Below are 16,320 nucleotides of genomic sequence, written 5' to 3' on the forward strand. Positions count from 1 at the left end.
CGTCGCCGCGGCGGTAGGAAATTTACAGATGGTCACCATCCCAACCTCGGATCAGTTGATTCCCGCCGACACGTTCTGGCGCGCCCTCGCACCAGCACGGGCCTACTTCAGCCCGGAGCTGCTCGGCCTCGAGCACATCACGCCGAACCGGCCAACCGTGTTTGTCGCCAACCATGCGCTCTACGGATTGTTCGAGATGCTGGTTGGCTCGGCGATCCTCAAAGAGACGGGGGTGCGTCCACGCGGGCTGCTGGCCGACTTTCACCTGCAGATCCCGGGCTGGCGCAAGTTCATGCAATACCTCGGCGCGGTCGCGGCCTCGCGGGCAAACATGGAGGCCCTGCTAAACGCTGGCGAGAGCCCGTTCACGTTCCCAGGTGGCCTGCGCGAGCTCGCCAAGCGCAAGGGCGAGGCCTACAAGTTGATGTGGGGCGAGCACGTCGGCTGGGTCAGGATCGCGGTCGAGCACGGCTGCACGATCACCCCGATCGCCGTGTTCGGCCCCGAGCACGCGTTCACGATCATGTGGGACGCCAACGACATGCTCAACATGGCGCCCATGCGCATGCTCGCGCGCATGGGCGTGCTCGGCCGCGTCGCCGACGCCTACGGTGTGGACATCAACGAGCTGCCGATCTCGCCGCTCGCTCGCGGCATCGGCCTGTCGCCGATCCCTCGTCCCGAGCGCTGCTACTTCTCGATCTGCGCGCCGATCGAGACCGCCGAGTACAAGGACCGCGTGGACGATCGCGACGCCATGATGGCCCTGCGCGACCAGGTCTCAGGCACGCTCGAGGCCGAGTTCGAGCGGCTCGAGCGGCGTCGATCAACCGACGAGAACATCGGATTCCTCCGCAAACTACTGACCGACTGACGGGCAAATAACCAAGGGCAAAGACAATGTTGATCAAGATCGGACGGGCACTACGTGACGTGCAGGTCGACATGCGCACGATCACCTGCGACTACCAACGGACCGACACGACCCAGACGCTGCGGGAGGGCTTGGACGAGTATCACGTGGACGGCGGAGTCTACGACGCTGGAGACATGACGGAGGCGTCCGCTCAGTGGTTCCGCTCGCACGACGCCACCCACGTGCTGTTCGGTTGCAACACCACGCCCGAGCAAGAGGCCTTGACGAGCACCTGGACCATGTTTGGGACCGACTGGCAGGTGGCCGATTTCATCGCCGAGGGGACCCGGCCCGATCAGCGATCGCGGCTCATGGGCGAGATCGTCGGCGGCGTCGGATATGGGCGAATGACCTTCTTGGTGTTTGCGACCTTGCCCGGCGTGATCGAGGTCGCGCGCAGGGCTCGGGCCATGCGACGCAAGTGGATTATTGGTGATTACGAGCGCTACCTCGATGTGCCGCTCGACGAGATCCGTCGTGACTATCACATCCAGGTCTACCAGCGCCCCAACTGAGCGGGTGCGCGACAGCCAGGAGGACCCAACCCATGCCCGAGATCTATCCCGATAGCTGGTACTTCGTCTCCTTTGGTGAGGAGCTGCGCCGGGGCCAGGTCAAGCCCGTCGAGCTGTTTGGCGAGAGCTGGGCGCTGTTTAGGACCGACACGGGCAAGGTCGGGCTGTTGGCGTCGACCTGCTGTCACTTGGGCGCGGACCTCAGCACCACCGGTGCGGTGGTCGGGGAGCGGCTTCGCTGCGCCTACCATGCCTGGGAGTACGAGTGCTCGGGCCAGTGCACCGTCGCGCCGCGCGTGAAGAAGATCCCGATTCGAGCCCGTCAGGCCAGCTTGGAGGTCGTGGAGCGGCTGGGCAACATCTGGTGCTGGTACGGGCGCGGCTCGCCCCGTCCGTTCCTCGACGCGGGCGTGCTCGAGTCGGACGCCTACGTCGGCGTGCGCGGCGAGTGCTTCGAGAGCAGCGGCGACCCCCGCACCGTCATGGAGCACCTTGCCGACAACTATCACGTCGAGCACAACCACGACCTGCCCGAGCAGCTTTACGAAGAGCTGATCAACGAGGGTCCGAACTTCATGTTCAACCAGCGCTCGAGCGAGACCAAGAAGGTCCTGTTCGCGGAGTTCGACGGTCAGATCCACGTCGAGTACGCCGGGCCATGCGCGGCCCTGGCTCGGCTCCACGGCGTCGCTGGGGCAACCCCTGCGAGCCCGTTGGTGTCACTGGTGCTCGGCGCCACGCCGATCCGCCCCGGCAAGACCCGGTTTGGCTGGCGCGCGGTCCTGCGCAAGCTGGTGTCCCGCCGGTTGTTCACGCCCCTCAACGTCGCCTACGCGCAGGTGATGCGCGCGTACTTCCTCAAGAACCTGTACGCCGACATCGACGTGCTCAAGTCGATCAACCGCGTGACCCAACCGGTGTGGGTCAAGCCAGATCAGTCGGTCCGCGCGTATCGTGACTACTACGATCGCAATTGCGCGTCCTCGCTACCGATCCAGCAATCGCGCGCGACTGACTAAGTTGCGGCGGCTGCGATCCGACGCTCTCGCTCGGCGAGATAATAGTAGATACCGCGATCCGCGACGATCAGCGTGTAGTCGCAGTCGAGGCTCGGCTTCGCGGGGGTCTGGGTGCGGAAGATCGCGAAGTCCTGCACCTCCTGGGCGATCTTGCCGTCGACCCGCATGATCATGCGCGACAGGGTCCGGCCGACGATCGGCAGCCTCGACAGGCGCTGGTACATGCGGACGTAGAGCCAGGTTCGCTGCTCGTCGACCGGCGTCGAGACCTGGATGAGCCTGAGCTTGGGCTCACCGGCCCGCAGGTAGGTGGTGAAGAACACGTTGGGGAACTTGAAGCGCATGTCAAAGGTCATCGCCTCCTCGTCCGGCTGGGCGCGATCGCGCTTGAGCCCGGTGAGCACCCGAATGACGTCACCGTCGAACGAGGCCTCGAACGGATCGATGAGCTTGCCGACGTACTGCAGCGCGCCGTGGACGAAGGGGATGTGGTGCGCGTCCATCGTGTTCTCGATGAAGCGTGAATAGTTGAAGTCGTACACGCGCGAGCCCTCGACGGCGGACGCCTCGTCGTCTTGCGGGAACCACGGCACCTCTGGGTAGACGTCGCGTCGTTCGCCCCACCAGATCCAGATCAGTCCATGCGCCTCGCGGGTCGGAAACGGATCGAGACGCAGGCCCTTCGGGACCGGCCGATCAGCGCCATTGGCCGGCACGTGGCGACAGACGCCGTCGCCGTCGTACAAGAACCCGTGGAACGGGCACTGAATGCAGCCTTGCGAGATCCGGCCCGGGCTCAGCTTGGCGCCGCGATGGGGGCAGCGATCGGGGAGGCACGCGATCTCACCCGAGGGCCGCCGAAACAGCACGATGTTCTGACCGAGGCGCTCGAGCCCGAGCGGCTGGTTGCGCACCCGGCTCGACTCGACGACCGCATACCATTCGTTGGGGATCACGGCTCAATTCTCCTTAGTTGTGGGTGGGGCGCAGCGACGCGAGCCACTCTTTGAGCATCCGCGCCTGGCGACTGAGCTTGCCTTCGGAGGCCTCGATTCGATCGGCGGCGCCCCAGTCGAATGGATAGGGTGCGGGGCTGGATCCCGCGGCGGGCTTCCGCAGCACCCGCAGGGGGTAGCGCATCATCCCGACGTCGAACGCGTAGAACATCCAGCTGCCCGGCAAGGCCAGACCCGAGCCAAAGAACGAGCGCAGCGCCTGTGGCATCTTGTCGAACGAGGACCGCCGATGCTCGGCCACGGCGGTCAGCGATCGGACGACGTTGGGCCCGACGTCGCTGCTGCTGACGAGCTCGAGGCCGGCGTGCGCGAACGAGCGCTCGGTGTCGATCATGGCCTCGTCGAGGCGAAAGTCGGCCCAGCACAACACGCCGCCCGGACGCAGCACCCGGCGGACGTCGGCCAGGAATTTGTCAAATGATGGATAGCAGTGTGATGACTCGAGGTTGAGCACCACGTCGAAGGACGCGTCGGCAAACGGCAGGTTCTGGGCGTCGCCTTCGACGAACCGGACACGCGTCGAACCGTGCGTCTTGGTGGCGAAATCCACCGATGCGGGGGCGAGGTCGAGACCCGTCACGTGCTCGGCGTCGAGAAATTCGGCGATATAGCGTGAACCGCCGCCACGACCGGAGCCGACCTCGAGCACGCGCTTGCCAGCGACTTCGACCTCGGCGAGCAGGGCTCGGTAGAGGTTGATCGAATAGCGGGCCAGCTCGAAGTCCGGCGGGAGATCGAGCGGCTCGCGCTCGAGGGCGTCGTCGAGGTAGCCGTAGTTCAAGAACGAGGTTGCGAGCGGCGTCGCGTCGGCGGCCCACCGCGCGTCTGGTCGTCGAACGGCGCGATTGAGCCCCCGGGACACCAGATCGTAGGCGACCTTCGAGACCGGCCGGCGCCACGCTGGCGGGCCTCCAAACATTGACTTGTGGACCAGCGTCCTGAGTTTCATGGTGGATTCTGGAGCCCGCAGGCGGCAAAGCCCGCGGTCGCGCGAACTCTACGTGCCCGCCGCGTCTCGTTCAACCCTGGCCCGACGGCTAGCCCTTGACCCCGCCCGCTCCGAGCCCGGCGACCATGTGCCGTTGGACTTGATAGAACAGCAACATGACCGGCAGCGAGACGACGATCGCCCCGGCCGCGAACAGGTCCCAGCGCGCGTCATACTCCCCAATGAAGCGCTGGAGAACGACCGGCAGCGTGAACGCGCGCTCGTCATCGAGCAGCGTGGCTGCGAGGATGAACTCGTTGTACGCGGTCATGAACGCGAACAGAAACGTCACGGCGATCGCCGGTCGGGCCACGGGCAACACCACGCGCACGAACGCCTCGAACCGGGTCGCGCCGTCGACCATCGCGGCCTCCTCGAGGTCGATGGGGATCGCCTCGAACGCGCTGCGCAGCTGAAATACGGCGAATGGCACCGAGGTGCTCGCGTAGCAGAGCACCAGGCCGGTACGGGTGTTGAGCAGCTCGAGCGCCTCGAGGATCATGAACAGCGGCACCGCGCTGGCCACGGCCGGGAACATCTGCGTGGCCAGCAGCAAGCGCATGCCCTCGCGGCGGCCCACGAACTCGAAGCGGGCGAACGCGTAGGCGGTTGGGATCGCGACGCTGATCCCGACCACGGCCGTCGCGATCGAGACCACCACGGAGTTGAGCAGCTGGCGTCCAAATAACCAGATCTCGGACCCGTCGGGCTCGATCCGGGTCGCGCCGACGACCTCGCGCATGGGCTCGAGGGTGGGCTCGATCGGGATCGGCAGCACCTGGGGCTCGAGGCTGGTCGAGCCCGAGAACGCCAGGCTCACGACCCACAAGATCGGGTACAGCGAGAAGCACACCGCGAGGATCACCACCGCGTGGGCGGCGATCGCTTCGAGCAGGTCCGCGCGGCGCGTCATCACGCCTTGCCTCGATTCATCAGCCGATCGGTCACGCGGCTGGTCACCAGCAGCAGCAAGAAGATGAGCACGGCATAGGCGGCCGCGTAGCCGTACTGGGCCTCACGGGTGAACGCCCAGCGGTAGGCCTCGGACACCAAGATGTCGGTGGTGCCGTCGGGGTCGCCGCCCGAGACCAAGAACACCACGTTGAACATGTTGAAGGTCCAGATCGCGCCGAGCGTGACGGCGGGGATCATGCTCGGCGCGATGATCGGCAAGGTCACGCGACTGAGCCGTTGCCAGCGCGAGGCCCCGTCGACCTCGGCGGCCTCGAGCACGTCCTTGGGCACGGCCGCGAGCGCACCCAAAGTCACGACCATCATGAACGGAAAGCCCAGCCACACGTTGGTCGCAACATTGGCGGCGAACGCGGTCGAGAACCGGGCGAACCAGGCGATCGGCTCGATGTTGGTGCCGAGCAAATTGTTGATCGCGTGGATCAGCCCCGTGATCGCGCCGAACTGGCGGTGGAACATGCCGCGCCAGGCCAGGGCGGTCACGTAGCTGGGGACCGCCCACGGCACGATCAGCAGCACTCGATACAGCCCACGCAGGCGCATGACCGGGCGCGACAGTACCAAGCCCAGCGCCACGCCGATCCCCAGGTGGAACGCGACGTTGACGACGGTCCACAGCACCGTCACGGCAAGCACCACATAAAATGATCCGCTCGACAGCAGCGGGGCCCCGCGGGCGGTCAGGATCTCGCGAAAGTTGGCGAGCCCGACGTAGTACATGTCGTGCGGCTTGCCAGCGAAGAACGCGGCACCAGCCCCGAACAAAATGGGCAGGATCACGAGGACGCCGACCGCGATCACCCCAAGCGCGACATAGCGGTACGCTGGCAGCGAGCGGCGAATCGCCGCCAAGCCGTCGCGGGTCCGCGCGCGGTGGACCAACAAGCCCGCGCCGAACAGGCTGAGCGACCCGAGCAGGATCAACACCGGGGTTGGCTCTGCGGGGGGCGGCGGCGGGCGGCGGACATCGTCGAAGCGCCGACGGGCCTCGGCCAGCGCAGCGTCGGCGCTGACGTCCCCGCGCAAGAACTTGCGGATCGCCCGGTTGGCTGGCTCCCACACCGCGCGCATGGCCGCGGTCGAGGGCGTGGGCTCGGCCAGCTCGGCCTGGGCAGCGAAGGCGGCGAGCACTGGATCCTCGCTGACCGGCAGGTCGGCGCGGGCGCTGACGCTGCGCGCGACCCGGGCCCGGATCTGCGCGGCCGCGGGGCTGGTCAGGTGTTGGACCAGGCGCACCGCGTCGGGATCGGCCGCGCCCCTGGGTGAGAGCATCACCGCCTCGACCGTCAGCAGCGGACGCATGCGCTCGCCCGTGGCGTCGATCGTGGGGAGCAGCGTGACGCGATAGGGGACCGCGTCGCCAAGGTCAGCCGCCAGCCACGGCCCGCTGATCGCGGTCGCCGCCTGCCCGGCCGCGAACAGGTTGGTGACCAGCGCACCGTCGGCGTCCTCGGGCACCACGCCGGTCGAGATCAGCGACGCGACGAGCTCGAGCGAGCGCGCGGCCGCGGGACCTTCGAACCCAAAGTCGTCGGTCTCGACGTCGAGCAGCGCGCCACCGAACGCCGCGAGCACGGCCGCGTGGGCGTAGGCGCCGCGGGCCTCGTAGGCGAGCGCGAACGAGCCAGACGGCAGCGAAGGCGCGAGCGCGGCGATCTGCTCGAGGGTCGCGGGCGCGCTCGTGCTCAGATCCGTGTTGATGTAGAGCGCCAAGCACTTCTGCGAGAGCGGGACCGCGAGCAGCTGCCCGTCGATCGTGACCGCCGCCACGGCTTTACTCGCGTAGGCGCCGGGCTCGAGCTCGAACGGAACCGCAGCGACGATCCCCCGCTCGGCGAAGTCACCGAGCCGCTCGTGGGCGTCGATGTACACGTGCGGCCCCTTGCCGAGCGGGACGGTCGACTCGAGCTTGGACGCGAACGCGTCATACGGCACCGCGAGCAGCTCGACCTCGCCGTCGAAGCTAGCGATGATTTCTTCGAGGGCTTGCTGCTCGGCGCCGCGGTAGGCGTGCCACAGTCGGACCGGCCGCTCGGCGTGGGCGATCGCGCTGGTCAGCAACACAGCGAGCAGCGCGACCACGCCGGCCAAGCCCGCGCGGACGCCCCTCAGCATCGCAGCGTCCGCTTGGTGTCGGCGTCGAACAAGTGCAGGTGCTCGAGCTTCAGCGCGAGCGTGTCTCCCCGCGTGACCCGATGCTCGGCCGGGAGCACAGCCACGTAGGCCTGCCCGGGACCAGCCTGTGTTCGCAGCGTGCCGTGGACCGTGAGCTCGGGCCCGAGCGTCTCGACGACCTCCACGTCGAGCTCGAGGTCCCCCGCGCCCTCGCTCGCCAACACCAGATCGTGAGGCCGCACGCCCGCGACCACGCGGCGGCCGGTCTCGAGGCCCGCGAACGCGGTCGGGGTCGCGACAGGAAACTGGCCCGCGAACCACCGCTGGTCGGGCGACTCGCGGCGCAGCTCGACCGGGCTCAGGTTCATCGCCGGGCTACCCAAGAACTTGGCGACGAAGCAGTTGGCGGGCTCGCGGTAGATGTCGATCGGCCGCCCGCGCTGCTGGACCTCGCCCCCGTCGAGCACGAACAGCACGTCGGCGAGGGTCATGGCCTCGACCTGATCGTGGGTCACATACACGCTCGTGACCCCGAGCTGATCGTGGAGCTTGCGGATCTCGACCCGGACCTGCGCGCGCAGGGCCGGGTCGAGGTTGGACAGCGGCTCGTCGAACAAGAACAGCGCGGGCCTGCGGACGATCGCCCGGCCCATGGCCACGCGCTGGCGCTGGCCACCCGAGAGCGCGCGGGGCAGTCGCTCGAGCAGGTGCGAGATGTCCAGCATCTTGGCGACCTCTTCGACCCGCGCGGTCATGGTCGCGGCGTCGGTCTTGCGCAGGCGCAGCCCAAACTCGAGGTTCTTGCGCACGCTCATGTGCGGGTACAGAGCGTAGGATTGAAACACCATCGCGATGTCCCGCTCGCGGGGCTCGAGCGTGGTGACGTCGCGGTCCCCGAACTGGATCGTGCCCGCGCTGACGCGCTCGAGTCCGGCCAGCAAGCGCAGCAACGTCGACTTGCCGCAGCCGCTGGGCCCCACCAACACCGCGAACTCGCCATCCGGGATGTCGAGGTCCACGCCAGCTAGAACCGTGGTCTCGCCGAAGCGCTTGATCAACTGCTTGGCTTGAACGCTGACCATGCGCAGGGGGGCTGGGAGAGTGTGCCACAAGCTCGAGCCGCTCGGGTGTCGCGGACATATCCTCCGCGTCGCGTCCATCCCCAAAATGATCACCGACGTGGCATCGTGGTCGGGGTGGCGACTCACGCTGTCTCTCGGCCACGTCAGCAGCCCTCGACGCGCGAACATGCTCGGTGCTCGCCCGCGCGGAGCCCGGAAACCCCGCCACAACGGCTGGTCTCGGCGGGACGGGCCGAGTTCTTGGCGCGAGTCCGCCCCCCTATCTTATGCCCCGCGCGCGCTCTGATCGCATATACTCGCGGGCAGAGGAACCTGTGGACGAAGAAGGACGCAAGCGAGTCATCGTCGTAGATGACGACATCGATGTTCTGAAGGCGATGATGCGGCTGCTCGATGGCCACGCGACGGTCAAGGTCGCGCTGGGAGCCGAGGCCGCGCTCGAGCACTTGGACAAGGCCAAGCTCGAGGGGATTGTCTACGACACGGTCATCGTCGACTTCACCATGAAGGGGCCAAACGGCGCGTGGTTGCTGCGACAAGTGCGAGACAAGTACCCGGACACCGAGCGCATGCTCGTGTCGGGACACTCGTACATGGACCTCGCCAACTTCCTCGATCCGGGCCTGGTCCAGCGCTTCTTGGAGAAGCCGCTGGACTTCGATGATCTGATCGAAGCGGTCACCGGCGAAGCCGAGTCGTAGCCGCGCGTTTGGTCGCGAGGCGGCTCGGTGATCGGGCGGGCCTGAACGTCGTGAGTGAGCCGGCGGCGAGCACGCTGTCGGGTCGTTGTCGTGTCTGGCGATCCACGCAGCGGCGGGGATCGCCAAATTTCGAGGTTGACAGCCAGCAATGCATCAGTAAAATCGACATATGTCAGATCCGACTGACGAATATCCAGCCCCGGCCCGCTCGATGCGGCCCAACCCAGGCGGAGCGCTGGCGCCAGATCACGTGGTCGGTCGGGATCTGCTCATCGACCAGTTCTGGCAGACGCTGCATGTCCAGAGCCTCGCGCTGCTGGCCCCGCGGCGGATCGGCAAGACCTCGATCATGGTGCGCATGGAGCTGCTGGCCCCGGAGGGCTTCGTCGTCGCGCGGCGCAACCTCGAGGGGCTCGAGTCGACCTCGGAGTTCGCCCAGGTGCTGCTCGAGGACGTCGAGCAGCTGCTCGGCACCTGGAAGACCAAGGCCCTGCGCGCGCGTGAGTTTCTGGCCAAGCTCGGGGTGGTCGAGCTGCACAAGATCAAGCTCGAGCTGCGGGGCGTCGGCTGGAAGCGGCTGCTCGAGCGCCTGTTCGATGACCTCCAAGAGCAGCTCGAGCTCCACGATCGCACGCTGGTGTTGATGTGGGACGAGGTCACGCTGTTCATCGCACAGCTGATCAACTCCGGTGGGGCCAGCGACGCGATGTTGCTCCTCGATTTGCTGCGCGCGATCAGACAGAGCCACTCCCGCGTGCGCATGGTGCTGACCGGCTCGATCGGGTTCGGCGAGCTCCTGCGTCGGCTCCGGCGCGAGCACGGCTACCGCAACCGGCCGCTCAACGACGTCGCGCAGCGCTTGGTCCCCCTGCTTGCAACCGGGGGCGCCGAGGCGTTGATCTGCGCGCTCTTGCGAGACGCCGAGCAAGCGCGCGAGCCCGCGTTCATCAACGAGATCGTGCGTGTCAGCGAGGGGCACCCGTTCGTGATTCAGCTGCTCGTCGAGCGCCTGCTTCAGCAGCCGGTGCCAAGCCGCGCAGACATCCCCGGCTGCCTCGCGGCTCTCATGACGCCGCCTGGCGATCCGCTCGATCTCAACCACTACCTCGACCGGCTCGAGCGCGAGCTCGACCCCGACGCGGCGGCGCTCGCCCGCGCGGTGCTCGACGTGTTGGCGAGCAGCCCGACCGCCCTCGATCGCGCGGGCGTGTGCGCCGTGCTGGCTGGCCACCCACGCGACGGGGTGCTCGCAACCATCCGGATCCTCGAGGACGACTTTTACTTGCGTCGCATCGAGCACGACCGGCTGGACTTCATGTTCGGGTTTTTGCGTCGGTTCTGGATCGCGGAGCGTGGGCTGTGAACGAGCTGCGGTCGTCACCCTATTCACCTCGCCGGCTCGCGCCCGCGCAGCTCGAGGCGCTGACGGTCGGCCGGGCTCCGCTGCTGCGTCACCTCGAACACTCGATCGTGGGGGCGGTCGCCAGCCGCCAGGCCCGCTTTGATCTGCTCATTGGTCCGCGTGGGTCGGGCAAGAGTCACATGCTCGGCGTGCTCGAGCATCGCCTGCGTGGGTCCGCGCAGCTGGCTGATCGCACCCTGGTGGTCGCGCCGCCCGAGCAGCTCCACCCCACGTCGTTGGTGCAGCTGCTGGCGGTGCTGTTGCGGGAGTTCCCGGACGATCCCGACGTCGGGCCGGTCGCGCCTGCGCTCGAGTCGTTGCGTCGGCAGACCGACGGCGATCAAGAGCGGCGCGCGGTCGCGTTGATCCGCGCGCGGCTGGCTGGGCGCTCGATGATCGTGGTGCTCGAACACCTCGACGATCTGTTCAACGCGCTCGGGCGCCTGGGCCAGCAGCGCCTGCGCAACATCCTGCAGACCGAGCGCAGCTGGTCGATCCTCGCGGGGGCGAGCTCGCTGCTGCCATCGTTCACCAAGCACGAAGCGCCGTTTCACGGAACCTTCAACATCCAGCGACTCGAGCCGCTGTCGGCCGCGCACTGCCGCGAGCTGCTCGTCGCGCTGGCCAACGCCCACGAGCAACCCGAGCGGGTCGCCGAGCTCATGTCGCCGATCGGTCTGGCGCGCGTCAAGGCGTTGCGCCTGCTGCTCGGTGGCAGCCCGCGGGCGATGGCGCTGGCGTTCGAGCGGCTCGGGGGGCCGGGCGGTCGAGCTGTCGACCTCGGCAGCGCGCTCGCGGGGTTGGCCGAGCAGCAGACGCCCTATGTTCGGGAGCAGCTGGCGCGGATCTCTCCCGCGCAGCGCAACATCATGGAGCTGCTGGCCGAGCACTGGCGGCCGCTGTCGGTCGGCGAGATCGCCGAGCGAACCTTCAGCACGCACGGGTCCACCTCGGGCTCGATCCGGCACCTGCGGGGCGATGGGCTGGTCGTCCAGCTCGAGCTCGGCCGCGAGCGCTTCTATGAGCTCGCGGATCCGCTGCATCGGATCGCGTGGGCCGGCGAGCCCAAGCAGCGCGAGCTCGAGCAGTTCACGGGGGTCGTCAGCGAGTGGTTCTCGGATCCTCATGATCCCGGCCCGATGCCGAGCGTGTACGCGCTGAGTGGGCGTCCGGGCGGCGGCGCCTCGATCGCCCGTGACGCTGGCGCACCGGCTCCGACCACCCAGCCGCAGGCCTCGTCAGCAGATCCGGCGACACGTCTACGGGCTGCGCTCGAGCGGGCACTCGCTGGTGGCGACGCCCAGCGCGAGCTCGTCGGCGACATCGACGAGGCGTGGCATGCCCGCGCGCTCGGGCCTGTCAGGTCGTCTGGCCTGGACGCGAGCTCGGCGCTCTCGGGTGTGGCGGAGCCCGCTCGGCAAGTGCTAGTTCGTGCCTGGTGTTGTGCGGTGTTCGATCACGCGAACGTCGAGTCCGAGCCACGCACTGAGTCCACGGCCGCGGCGTGGGTGCTCGAGTCGATCAACGCGTCTGCGCCCACGTGGCCCGTCGGCGCGACGCAGCCCGCGACCAGGCATCTGCTCGCGTGCCTGACGCTCCAGGTCCTGTGTATCGCGGCCAGCTTGCAGCCAGGATCGGCTCCGCTACCAAACGCATGGCGCGACCCGGGCTTCATCACGGCGATGCGGCTCGGCGTCTATGCCTGGCTCGCCGCCCGGCGCCCGCTCGCGCCGCTGGCCCGGCTCGGGCAGCTGGTTCACGAGCAGCTCGGCGTCGAGCTGTTCGAGCCCGAGCTGTTGCGCTGCAAGTCCGCGCGGCACGCCGTGGCTCGGCTCGCAGGCCCCGAGCGCGAGCTGATCCGCATGCGCCTGATCCGGCTGCGCGACACCGACGGCCTGGCCCACTTTGGGTTTGACGCCGCGCCCACCTGAGCGCTCAGTTCAGGCTCACGATGTCGCTCGCGGGCACCAAGATCGCGGCGGACATGGCTTCGACGGTGATGTCGACTGTACCGTCACCAGCGACCGTATAGCTGTCGCCGGACAGCACGTCCTCGAGCACCAGCCCCGGGGGCGCGCCAACCGGCATGGTCGCGCCCTCGAACCCAGTGTGGCTGGCGTGGACCTGGTTCGAGTTGAGCACGACCAGCGAGTAGCTGTTCTTGTTGGTCCCGCCCGTGCGCTCGAACGCGAACAACCCGGCGTCTTCTTCGTCGCCCGTGCGCGCGCTGGCCCAGGTCACGGCCACGTCGCCGCGCCGCAGCGACGCGTAGGCCCGCCGGATCTTGGCCAGCCGCGCGATCCACTGAAAGGTCCCGCCGCTCTGGTCGTAGCCGGTGTCCCACAGATCCTCGCGGTTGGCTGGATCGTTGCCGCCGCGCAGCTCTTGCTCGGTCCCGTAATACAGGCAGGGCACCCCGGGCGCGGTATAGAGAAACACCAAGCCGTTGCGCAGCAGCTTGCGCTGGACCTCGAGCGACAGCTCCTGCACGCCATACAAGAAGCGCGGCACGTCGTGGTTATCGAGGAAGTTGACGGGGATGTCCGACGGCGCCACGCCGACCCCACCCTCGGCCGGCTCGGTGCCCCAATTGGTGGTCCGCTGCTCCCACAGCGCCTGGATCCGATCGGTCGACTGGGCCTGCTGAAACACGTCGCGGACGGCCTGGAAGTACTGCGGGAAGTAGAACGCGCTGTCGAGCTGATCGCCCGTGAGCGCCGGTCCCCCGGCCGCGCAGTCGAGCTCGCTGGGGTCGGGCTCGAGCTTCTGCGTGAACGAGCCGACCAGATCGTCGCGACCGTCGAACGCCTCGCCGAACATGAAGAAGTTGTGCTTGCCTTGCTCGGCCAGGCGCTGGCGCACGCGCTGCGAGAAGTAGCGCCAGAACTCGTGCTCGACGTGCTTGATCGTGTCGATGCGGAACCCGTCGGCGTTGGTCTGCTCGATGATCCGCGCGTAGACGTCGACGAACGCCTGCTTGACGTCGCAGCGGCTGGTGTCGACGTCCTTGAGTCCGCCGGGGAAGTCACCGTGGAGCAGCTGATCTTCCTCGTCGAAGTTCAGCGTCCGACCCTTGCGGTTGTAGATCGCGGGGTTGCGAAACACCTCGGGGTTGGGCGGCATGTGGTTGGTCGCAGGGTCATTGCCAAAAATGATCGGCGCCGGCCCGGCCTCGCCCAGCGAGGTGAACGACTGGATCCCGCGCGGGTCGAAGTCCGGGTCGTACTCGTTGATGTACATCACCGGCGAGTCGACGCCGTTGCCCTGGATCTGCTCGTCGGGGTGACCGTTGAGGTTGATGTCGTAATAAAACAGCTGCCCGACATGGTTGGCGACGATGTCGATGATCACCAACATGTCGCGCTCGTGGGCCGCGTCGACCAGGCGCCGCAGCGCGACGAGATCGCCAAAGTGGGGGTTGAGCTCGGTGAAGTCTTGGGCCCAATAGCCGTGATAGCCGTCGACGTTGGCGTCGGTCTCGACGTTCTTGACGACCGGCGAGATCCACAAAGTCGTGACCCCGAGCGCTTGCAGATAGGGGAGCTTGTCCTCGAGCCCCTGCCAGTCGCCGCCGTGGTAGCGCGCCGGAGCGCCGAGCTGGACCCGATAGTCGTTGGCGTTGTCGCCGTTGGCGAAGCGGTCGACCAGGACCTGATAGATGACCTCGTCGCGCCAGTCCTCGACCTCGGTGGTCAGCTTGGGGGTCTGCTCGTAGCCCTGGAAATCCAGGCAGCTGTTGAGCGGGAGCAGGGCGGCGCTCAACGACAGCGCCCGGATGGCGTTTGTGAATACCCTCGAGGTTCGACGAAGCTGCTGCATGTCAGTCCCGGAAGTAGGAGGTGCTGCCGAACCACCACTCGGCGCCAAAGCCGATCAAGTGGTCGACGGCGCGCTGCGCGAACACGTCGTCTTGGGCGTAGAGCGACTGAGCGCCATCATCCCGGATCGTGGCCATGTAGAACGCCCGAATATGCGGCCGCGCGTACGAACCCCGGCCGGCCGGCGCCCAGAACGGCATCACGCCCACGCGCCACAAGCTGGCGAACAGCGGACCGGTGGTGTCTTGCTCGAGGTTGGGGAACGCGGCGCGCTGCTGGGCCTGGTAGCTGGCCTCGATCGCGGTGCCGGCCACGTTGCCGAACCAAAACTGCGGCCGGACCAGCACGATGCCCTCGTTGAGATCGAACAGATCGAGGTCGGGGCTGGCGTTGCGATAGCGGCGAAAGTACGCGCCCATCATCACGCCAAAGAAGCTGACCTCGTAGTTGCCACCAAGCGCGACGATCAGCTCGCGCGCGCCCTTGGTCGTGCCATTTGGAGCCAGCTGGGTCGGACGGGAGAATTCGCCGTAGGCCGCCAGGTCCCAGGCGTGACGGACCCACAGGTTGAGGTGGGTGCTGCGCTTGCCCGTGAACAGGCTGACCTCGCCGCCAGCCACGTAGCCGTTGTCGGGCGGGACGGCTTCGAATTCGCGGAACTCGCCGAGCAGCTCGCGCTGACCGGCGCGCACGTGGTGGGTCTCGCCGTAGCCGACCAGCTTCACGCCGCCGCCGCTGTGTCCGATGTGAAACACGTGACCAAGCTTGTAGCTGCTCACGATCTGCTGGCGATCCAAGATCGCAACGTCGGTCTCACCGGGCTGGTTGAGCGGCAGCGGGCGCGCGACCAGCTGGGTGTAGAATCGGGTCTGGGGTTGGTTGACGCCCGCGTGGACCTTGATGAAGGTGCCACCCTCGAATTGATAGCCAGCGCCGCCGCCGATCGTGTTGAGGTTGTCGAGCGGCCACCAGTCGAGCACGTAGATGTCGTCGCCCCGGTACATGCGGGACCCGGCCCAGAACGAGAGCCGCTTCAGGCCGAGGTCAGTCTCTTCGATATAGAGGTTGCGCAGCGCGATCGCGGCGTCGAAGTCACCGCTGTAGTGGAAGATCGGGTGGCGAAACGCGACCGTCGCGACCACGCGAGTGTAGGCGCCGGTCTGCTTCCAGTAATCCTCGCGGCGCAGCTCGAGCTCGGCGTAGGTCGACTCGTCAAACCGAGAGCCGCGCCCGACGATGTCAGCGTCGCGGCCTGGCCGACCCCGGGCGTCGCCCGCCGCGACCACGCGACCGTAGGATCCAAAGTGAAAGCCGTCGGCGTAGTCGGGCGGGCGCTGGCCGTCTGACGCGACGCCGACCGTGGTCGGCTGGTCTGGCTCTGGCTCTGGCTCTGGCTCGACCTCCGGCGCAGGCTCGGGCTTGGGCGGTGGCTCGGGGACCGGCTGAGACTCGCGGTCCTCGAGCTCGCCGCGGAGTCGCTGGACCTCGGACTCGAGCGCGTCGAGCTGCTCCTGCATGCGGCGCAGCTGCTCGGCGTCGATCGTGTTCTGCGGCGGCTCGCTCACGGGCGCGGGTGGGCCTGCGTCCTCGGGTGGAGCCGCCCACGCCAACGTGGGCACCGCGAGCATCAGGCCAGTGACCCAGCTGACCCGCACGAGTCCGTGGCTCACGGCGCACCAGTCTACGAAGGGCGTCCGCAAGCGGGCGAGCCTCGCCCGAGCTGAAGCCAGCTGACTGAGCTGGCTGACCGCGCCTCGGAACCCGTGGGTCGTCACC

Annotated in this window: 13 protein-coding genes; 6 read left to right on the plus strand and 7 right to left on the minus strand. The window is 67.6% G+C overall.

The genetic code is table 11. The features are described from left to right. Window positions 1-28: 28 nt before the first annotated feature. Genes ENSA7_RS19295 through ENSA7_RS19305 form a run of 3 tightly spaced genes read left to right on the plus strand, consistent with a single transcriptional unit; the run spans window position 29 to window position 2,450 of the window. Complete coding sequence (locus tag ENSA7_RS19295) at window positions 29-874, plus strand: lysophospholipid acyltransferase family protein (protein ID WP_106090779.1); 846 nt, start codon at window positions 29-31, stop codon at window positions 872-874. A gap of 26 nt (window positions 875-900) precedes the next feature. Next, on the plus strand, window positions 901-1,431 hold the full coding sequence (locus tag ENSA7_RS19300) for a hypothetical protein (protein ID WP_146157871.1): 531 nt from the start codon (window positions 901-903) through the stop codon (window positions 1,429-1,431). Window positions 1,432-1,463: 32 nt separating this feature from the next. After that, window positions 1,464-2,450 carry a Rieske 2Fe-2S domain-containing protein gene (locus ENSA7_RS19305; protein ID WP_106090781.1) on the plus strand — a complete coding sequence of 329 codons (987 nt, stop codon included), beginning with the start codon at window positions 1,464-1,466 and terminating at the stop codon, window positions 2,448-2,450. Here the strand turns inward: ENSA7_RS19305 and ENSA7_RS19310 are convergent. From ENSA7_RS19310 to ENSA7_RS19330, 5 genes are all read right to left on the minus strand, one after another. Then, window positions 2,447-3,406 carry a Rieske 2Fe-2S domain-containing protein gene (locus tag ENSA7_RS19310; protein ID WP_106090782.1) on the minus strand — a complete coding sequence of 320 codons (960 nt, stop codon included), beginning with the start codon at window positions 3,404-3,406 and terminating at the stop codon, window positions 2,447-2,449. The genes ENSA7_RS19305 and ENSA7_RS19310 overlap by 4 nt on opposite strands. 13 nt (window positions 3,407-3,419) lie before the next feature. Continuing rightward, window positions 3,420-4,415, minus strand: a complete 996-nt coding sequence (locus ENSA7_RS19315; RefSeq protein WP_106090783.1) for a class I SAM-dependent methyltransferase — start codon at window positions 4,413-4,415, stop codon at window positions 3,420-3,422. A gap of 88 nt (window positions 4,416-4,503) precedes the next feature. After that, a complete protein-coding gene (locus ENSA7_RS19320) occupies window positions 4,504-5,367 on the minus strand; it encodes a sugar ABC transporter permease (protein ID WP_106090784.1) in 864 nt (287 codons plus the stop codon). Further along, the gene (locus ENSA7_RS19325; protein ID WP_106090785.1) at window positions 5,367-7,541 is read right to left on the minus strand and encodes an extracellular solute-binding protein; all 2,175 of its coding nucleotides are present in this window, start codon (window positions 7,539-7,541) and stop codon (window positions 5,367-5,369) included. Before ENSA7_RS19325 ends, ENSA7_RS19320 begins: the two co-directional genes overlap by 1 nt. Then, a complete protein-coding gene (locus ENSA7_RS19330; protein ID WP_106090786.1) occupies window positions 7,535-8,623 on the minus strand; it encodes an ABC transporter ATP-binding protein in 1,089 nt (362 codons plus the stop codon). Before ENSA7_RS19330 ends, ENSA7_RS19325 begins: the two co-directional genes overlap by 7 nt. Window positions 8,624-8,937: 314 nt before the next feature. Here ENSA7_RS19330 and ENSA7_RS19335 point away from each other — a divergent pair, with 314 nt between their 5' ends. The 3 genes from ENSA7_RS19335 (at window position 8,938) to ENSA7_RS19345 (ending at window position 12,657) form a co-directional block, all read left to right on the plus strand. Further along, on the plus strand, window positions 8,938-9,324 hold the full coding sequence (locus ENSA7_RS19335) for a response regulator (protein ID WP_244923846.1): 387 nt from the start codon (window positions 8,938-8,940) through the stop codon (window positions 9,322-9,324). 169 nt (window positions 9,325-9,493) lie between these two features. Then, on the plus strand, window positions 9,494-10,687 hold the full coding sequence (locus ENSA7_RS19340) for an ATP-binding protein (RefSeq protein ID WP_106090788.1): 1,194 nt from the start codon (window positions 9,494-9,496) through the stop codon (window positions 10,685-10,687). Next, window positions 10,684-12,657 (plus strand): AAA family ATPase, encoded by a 1,974-nt coding sequence (locus ENSA7_RS19345; RefSeq protein WP_106090789.1) that lies wholly within the window; start codon window positions 10,684-10,686, stop codon window positions 12,655-12,657. Before ENSA7_RS19340 ends, ENSA7_RS19345 begins: the two co-directional genes overlap by 4 nt. A gap of 4 nt (window positions 12,658-12,661) precedes the next feature. On the opposite strand, the gene ENSA7_RS19350 is transcribed toward ENSA7_RS19345, so the two are convergent. Beyond that, on the minus strand, window positions 12,662-14,488 hold the full coding sequence (locus tag ENSA7_RS19350; protein ID WP_106090843.1) for an alpha-amylase family glycosyl hydrolase: 1,827 nt from the start codon (window positions 14,486-14,488) through the stop codon (window positions 12,662-12,664). Window positions 14,489-14,546: 58 nt separating this feature from the next. Then, window positions 14,547-16,214, minus strand: coding sequence for a carbohydrate porin (locus ENSA7_RS19355; RefSeq protein WP_146157872.1), 1,668 nt, complete (start codon window positions 16,212-16,214; stop codon window positions 14,547-14,549). Window positions 16,215-16,320: the final 106 nt, after the last annotated feature.

It is taken from the genome of Enhygromyxa salina, from assembly GCF_002994635.1.
Classification (GTDB): domain Bacteria; phylum Myxococcota_A; class Polyangia; order Nannocystales; family Nannocystaceae; genus Plesiocystis; species Plesiocystis salina_B.

Coding starts and splice junctions, on each gene's coding strand:
- ENSA7_RS19295 (WP_106090779.1), top strand. CDS start 29: ATGGTCACCATCCCAACCTCGGATCAGTTGATTCCCGCCGACACGTTC.
- ENSA7_RS19300 (WP_146157871.1), top strand. CDS start 901: ATGTTGATCAAGATCGGACGGGCACTACGTGACGTGCAGGTCGACATG.
- ENSA7_RS19305 (WP_106090781.1), top strand. CDS start 1,464: ATGCCCGAGATCTATCCCGATAGCTGGTACTTCGTCTCCTTTGGTGAG.
- ENSA7_RS19315 (WP_106090783.1), bottom strand. CDS start 4,415: ATGAAACTCAGGACGCTGGTCCACAAGTCAATGTTTGGAGGCCCGCCA.
- ENSA7_RS19320 (WP_106090784.1), bottom strand. CDS start 5,367: ATGACGCGCCGCGCGGACCTGCTCGAAGCGATCGCCGCCCACGCGGTG.
- ENSA7_RS19325 (WP_106090785.1), bottom strand. CDS start 7,541: ATGCTGAGGGGCGTCCGCGCGGGCTTGGCCGGCGTGGTCGCGCTGCTC.
- ENSA7_RS19330 (WP_106090786.1), bottom strand. CDS start 8,623: ATGGTCAGCGTTCAAGCCAAGCAGTTGATCAAGCGCTTCGGCGAGACC.
- ENSA7_RS19340 (WP_106090788.1), top strand. CDS start 9,494: ATGTCAGATCCGACTGACGAATATCCAGCCCCGGCCCGCTCGATGCGG.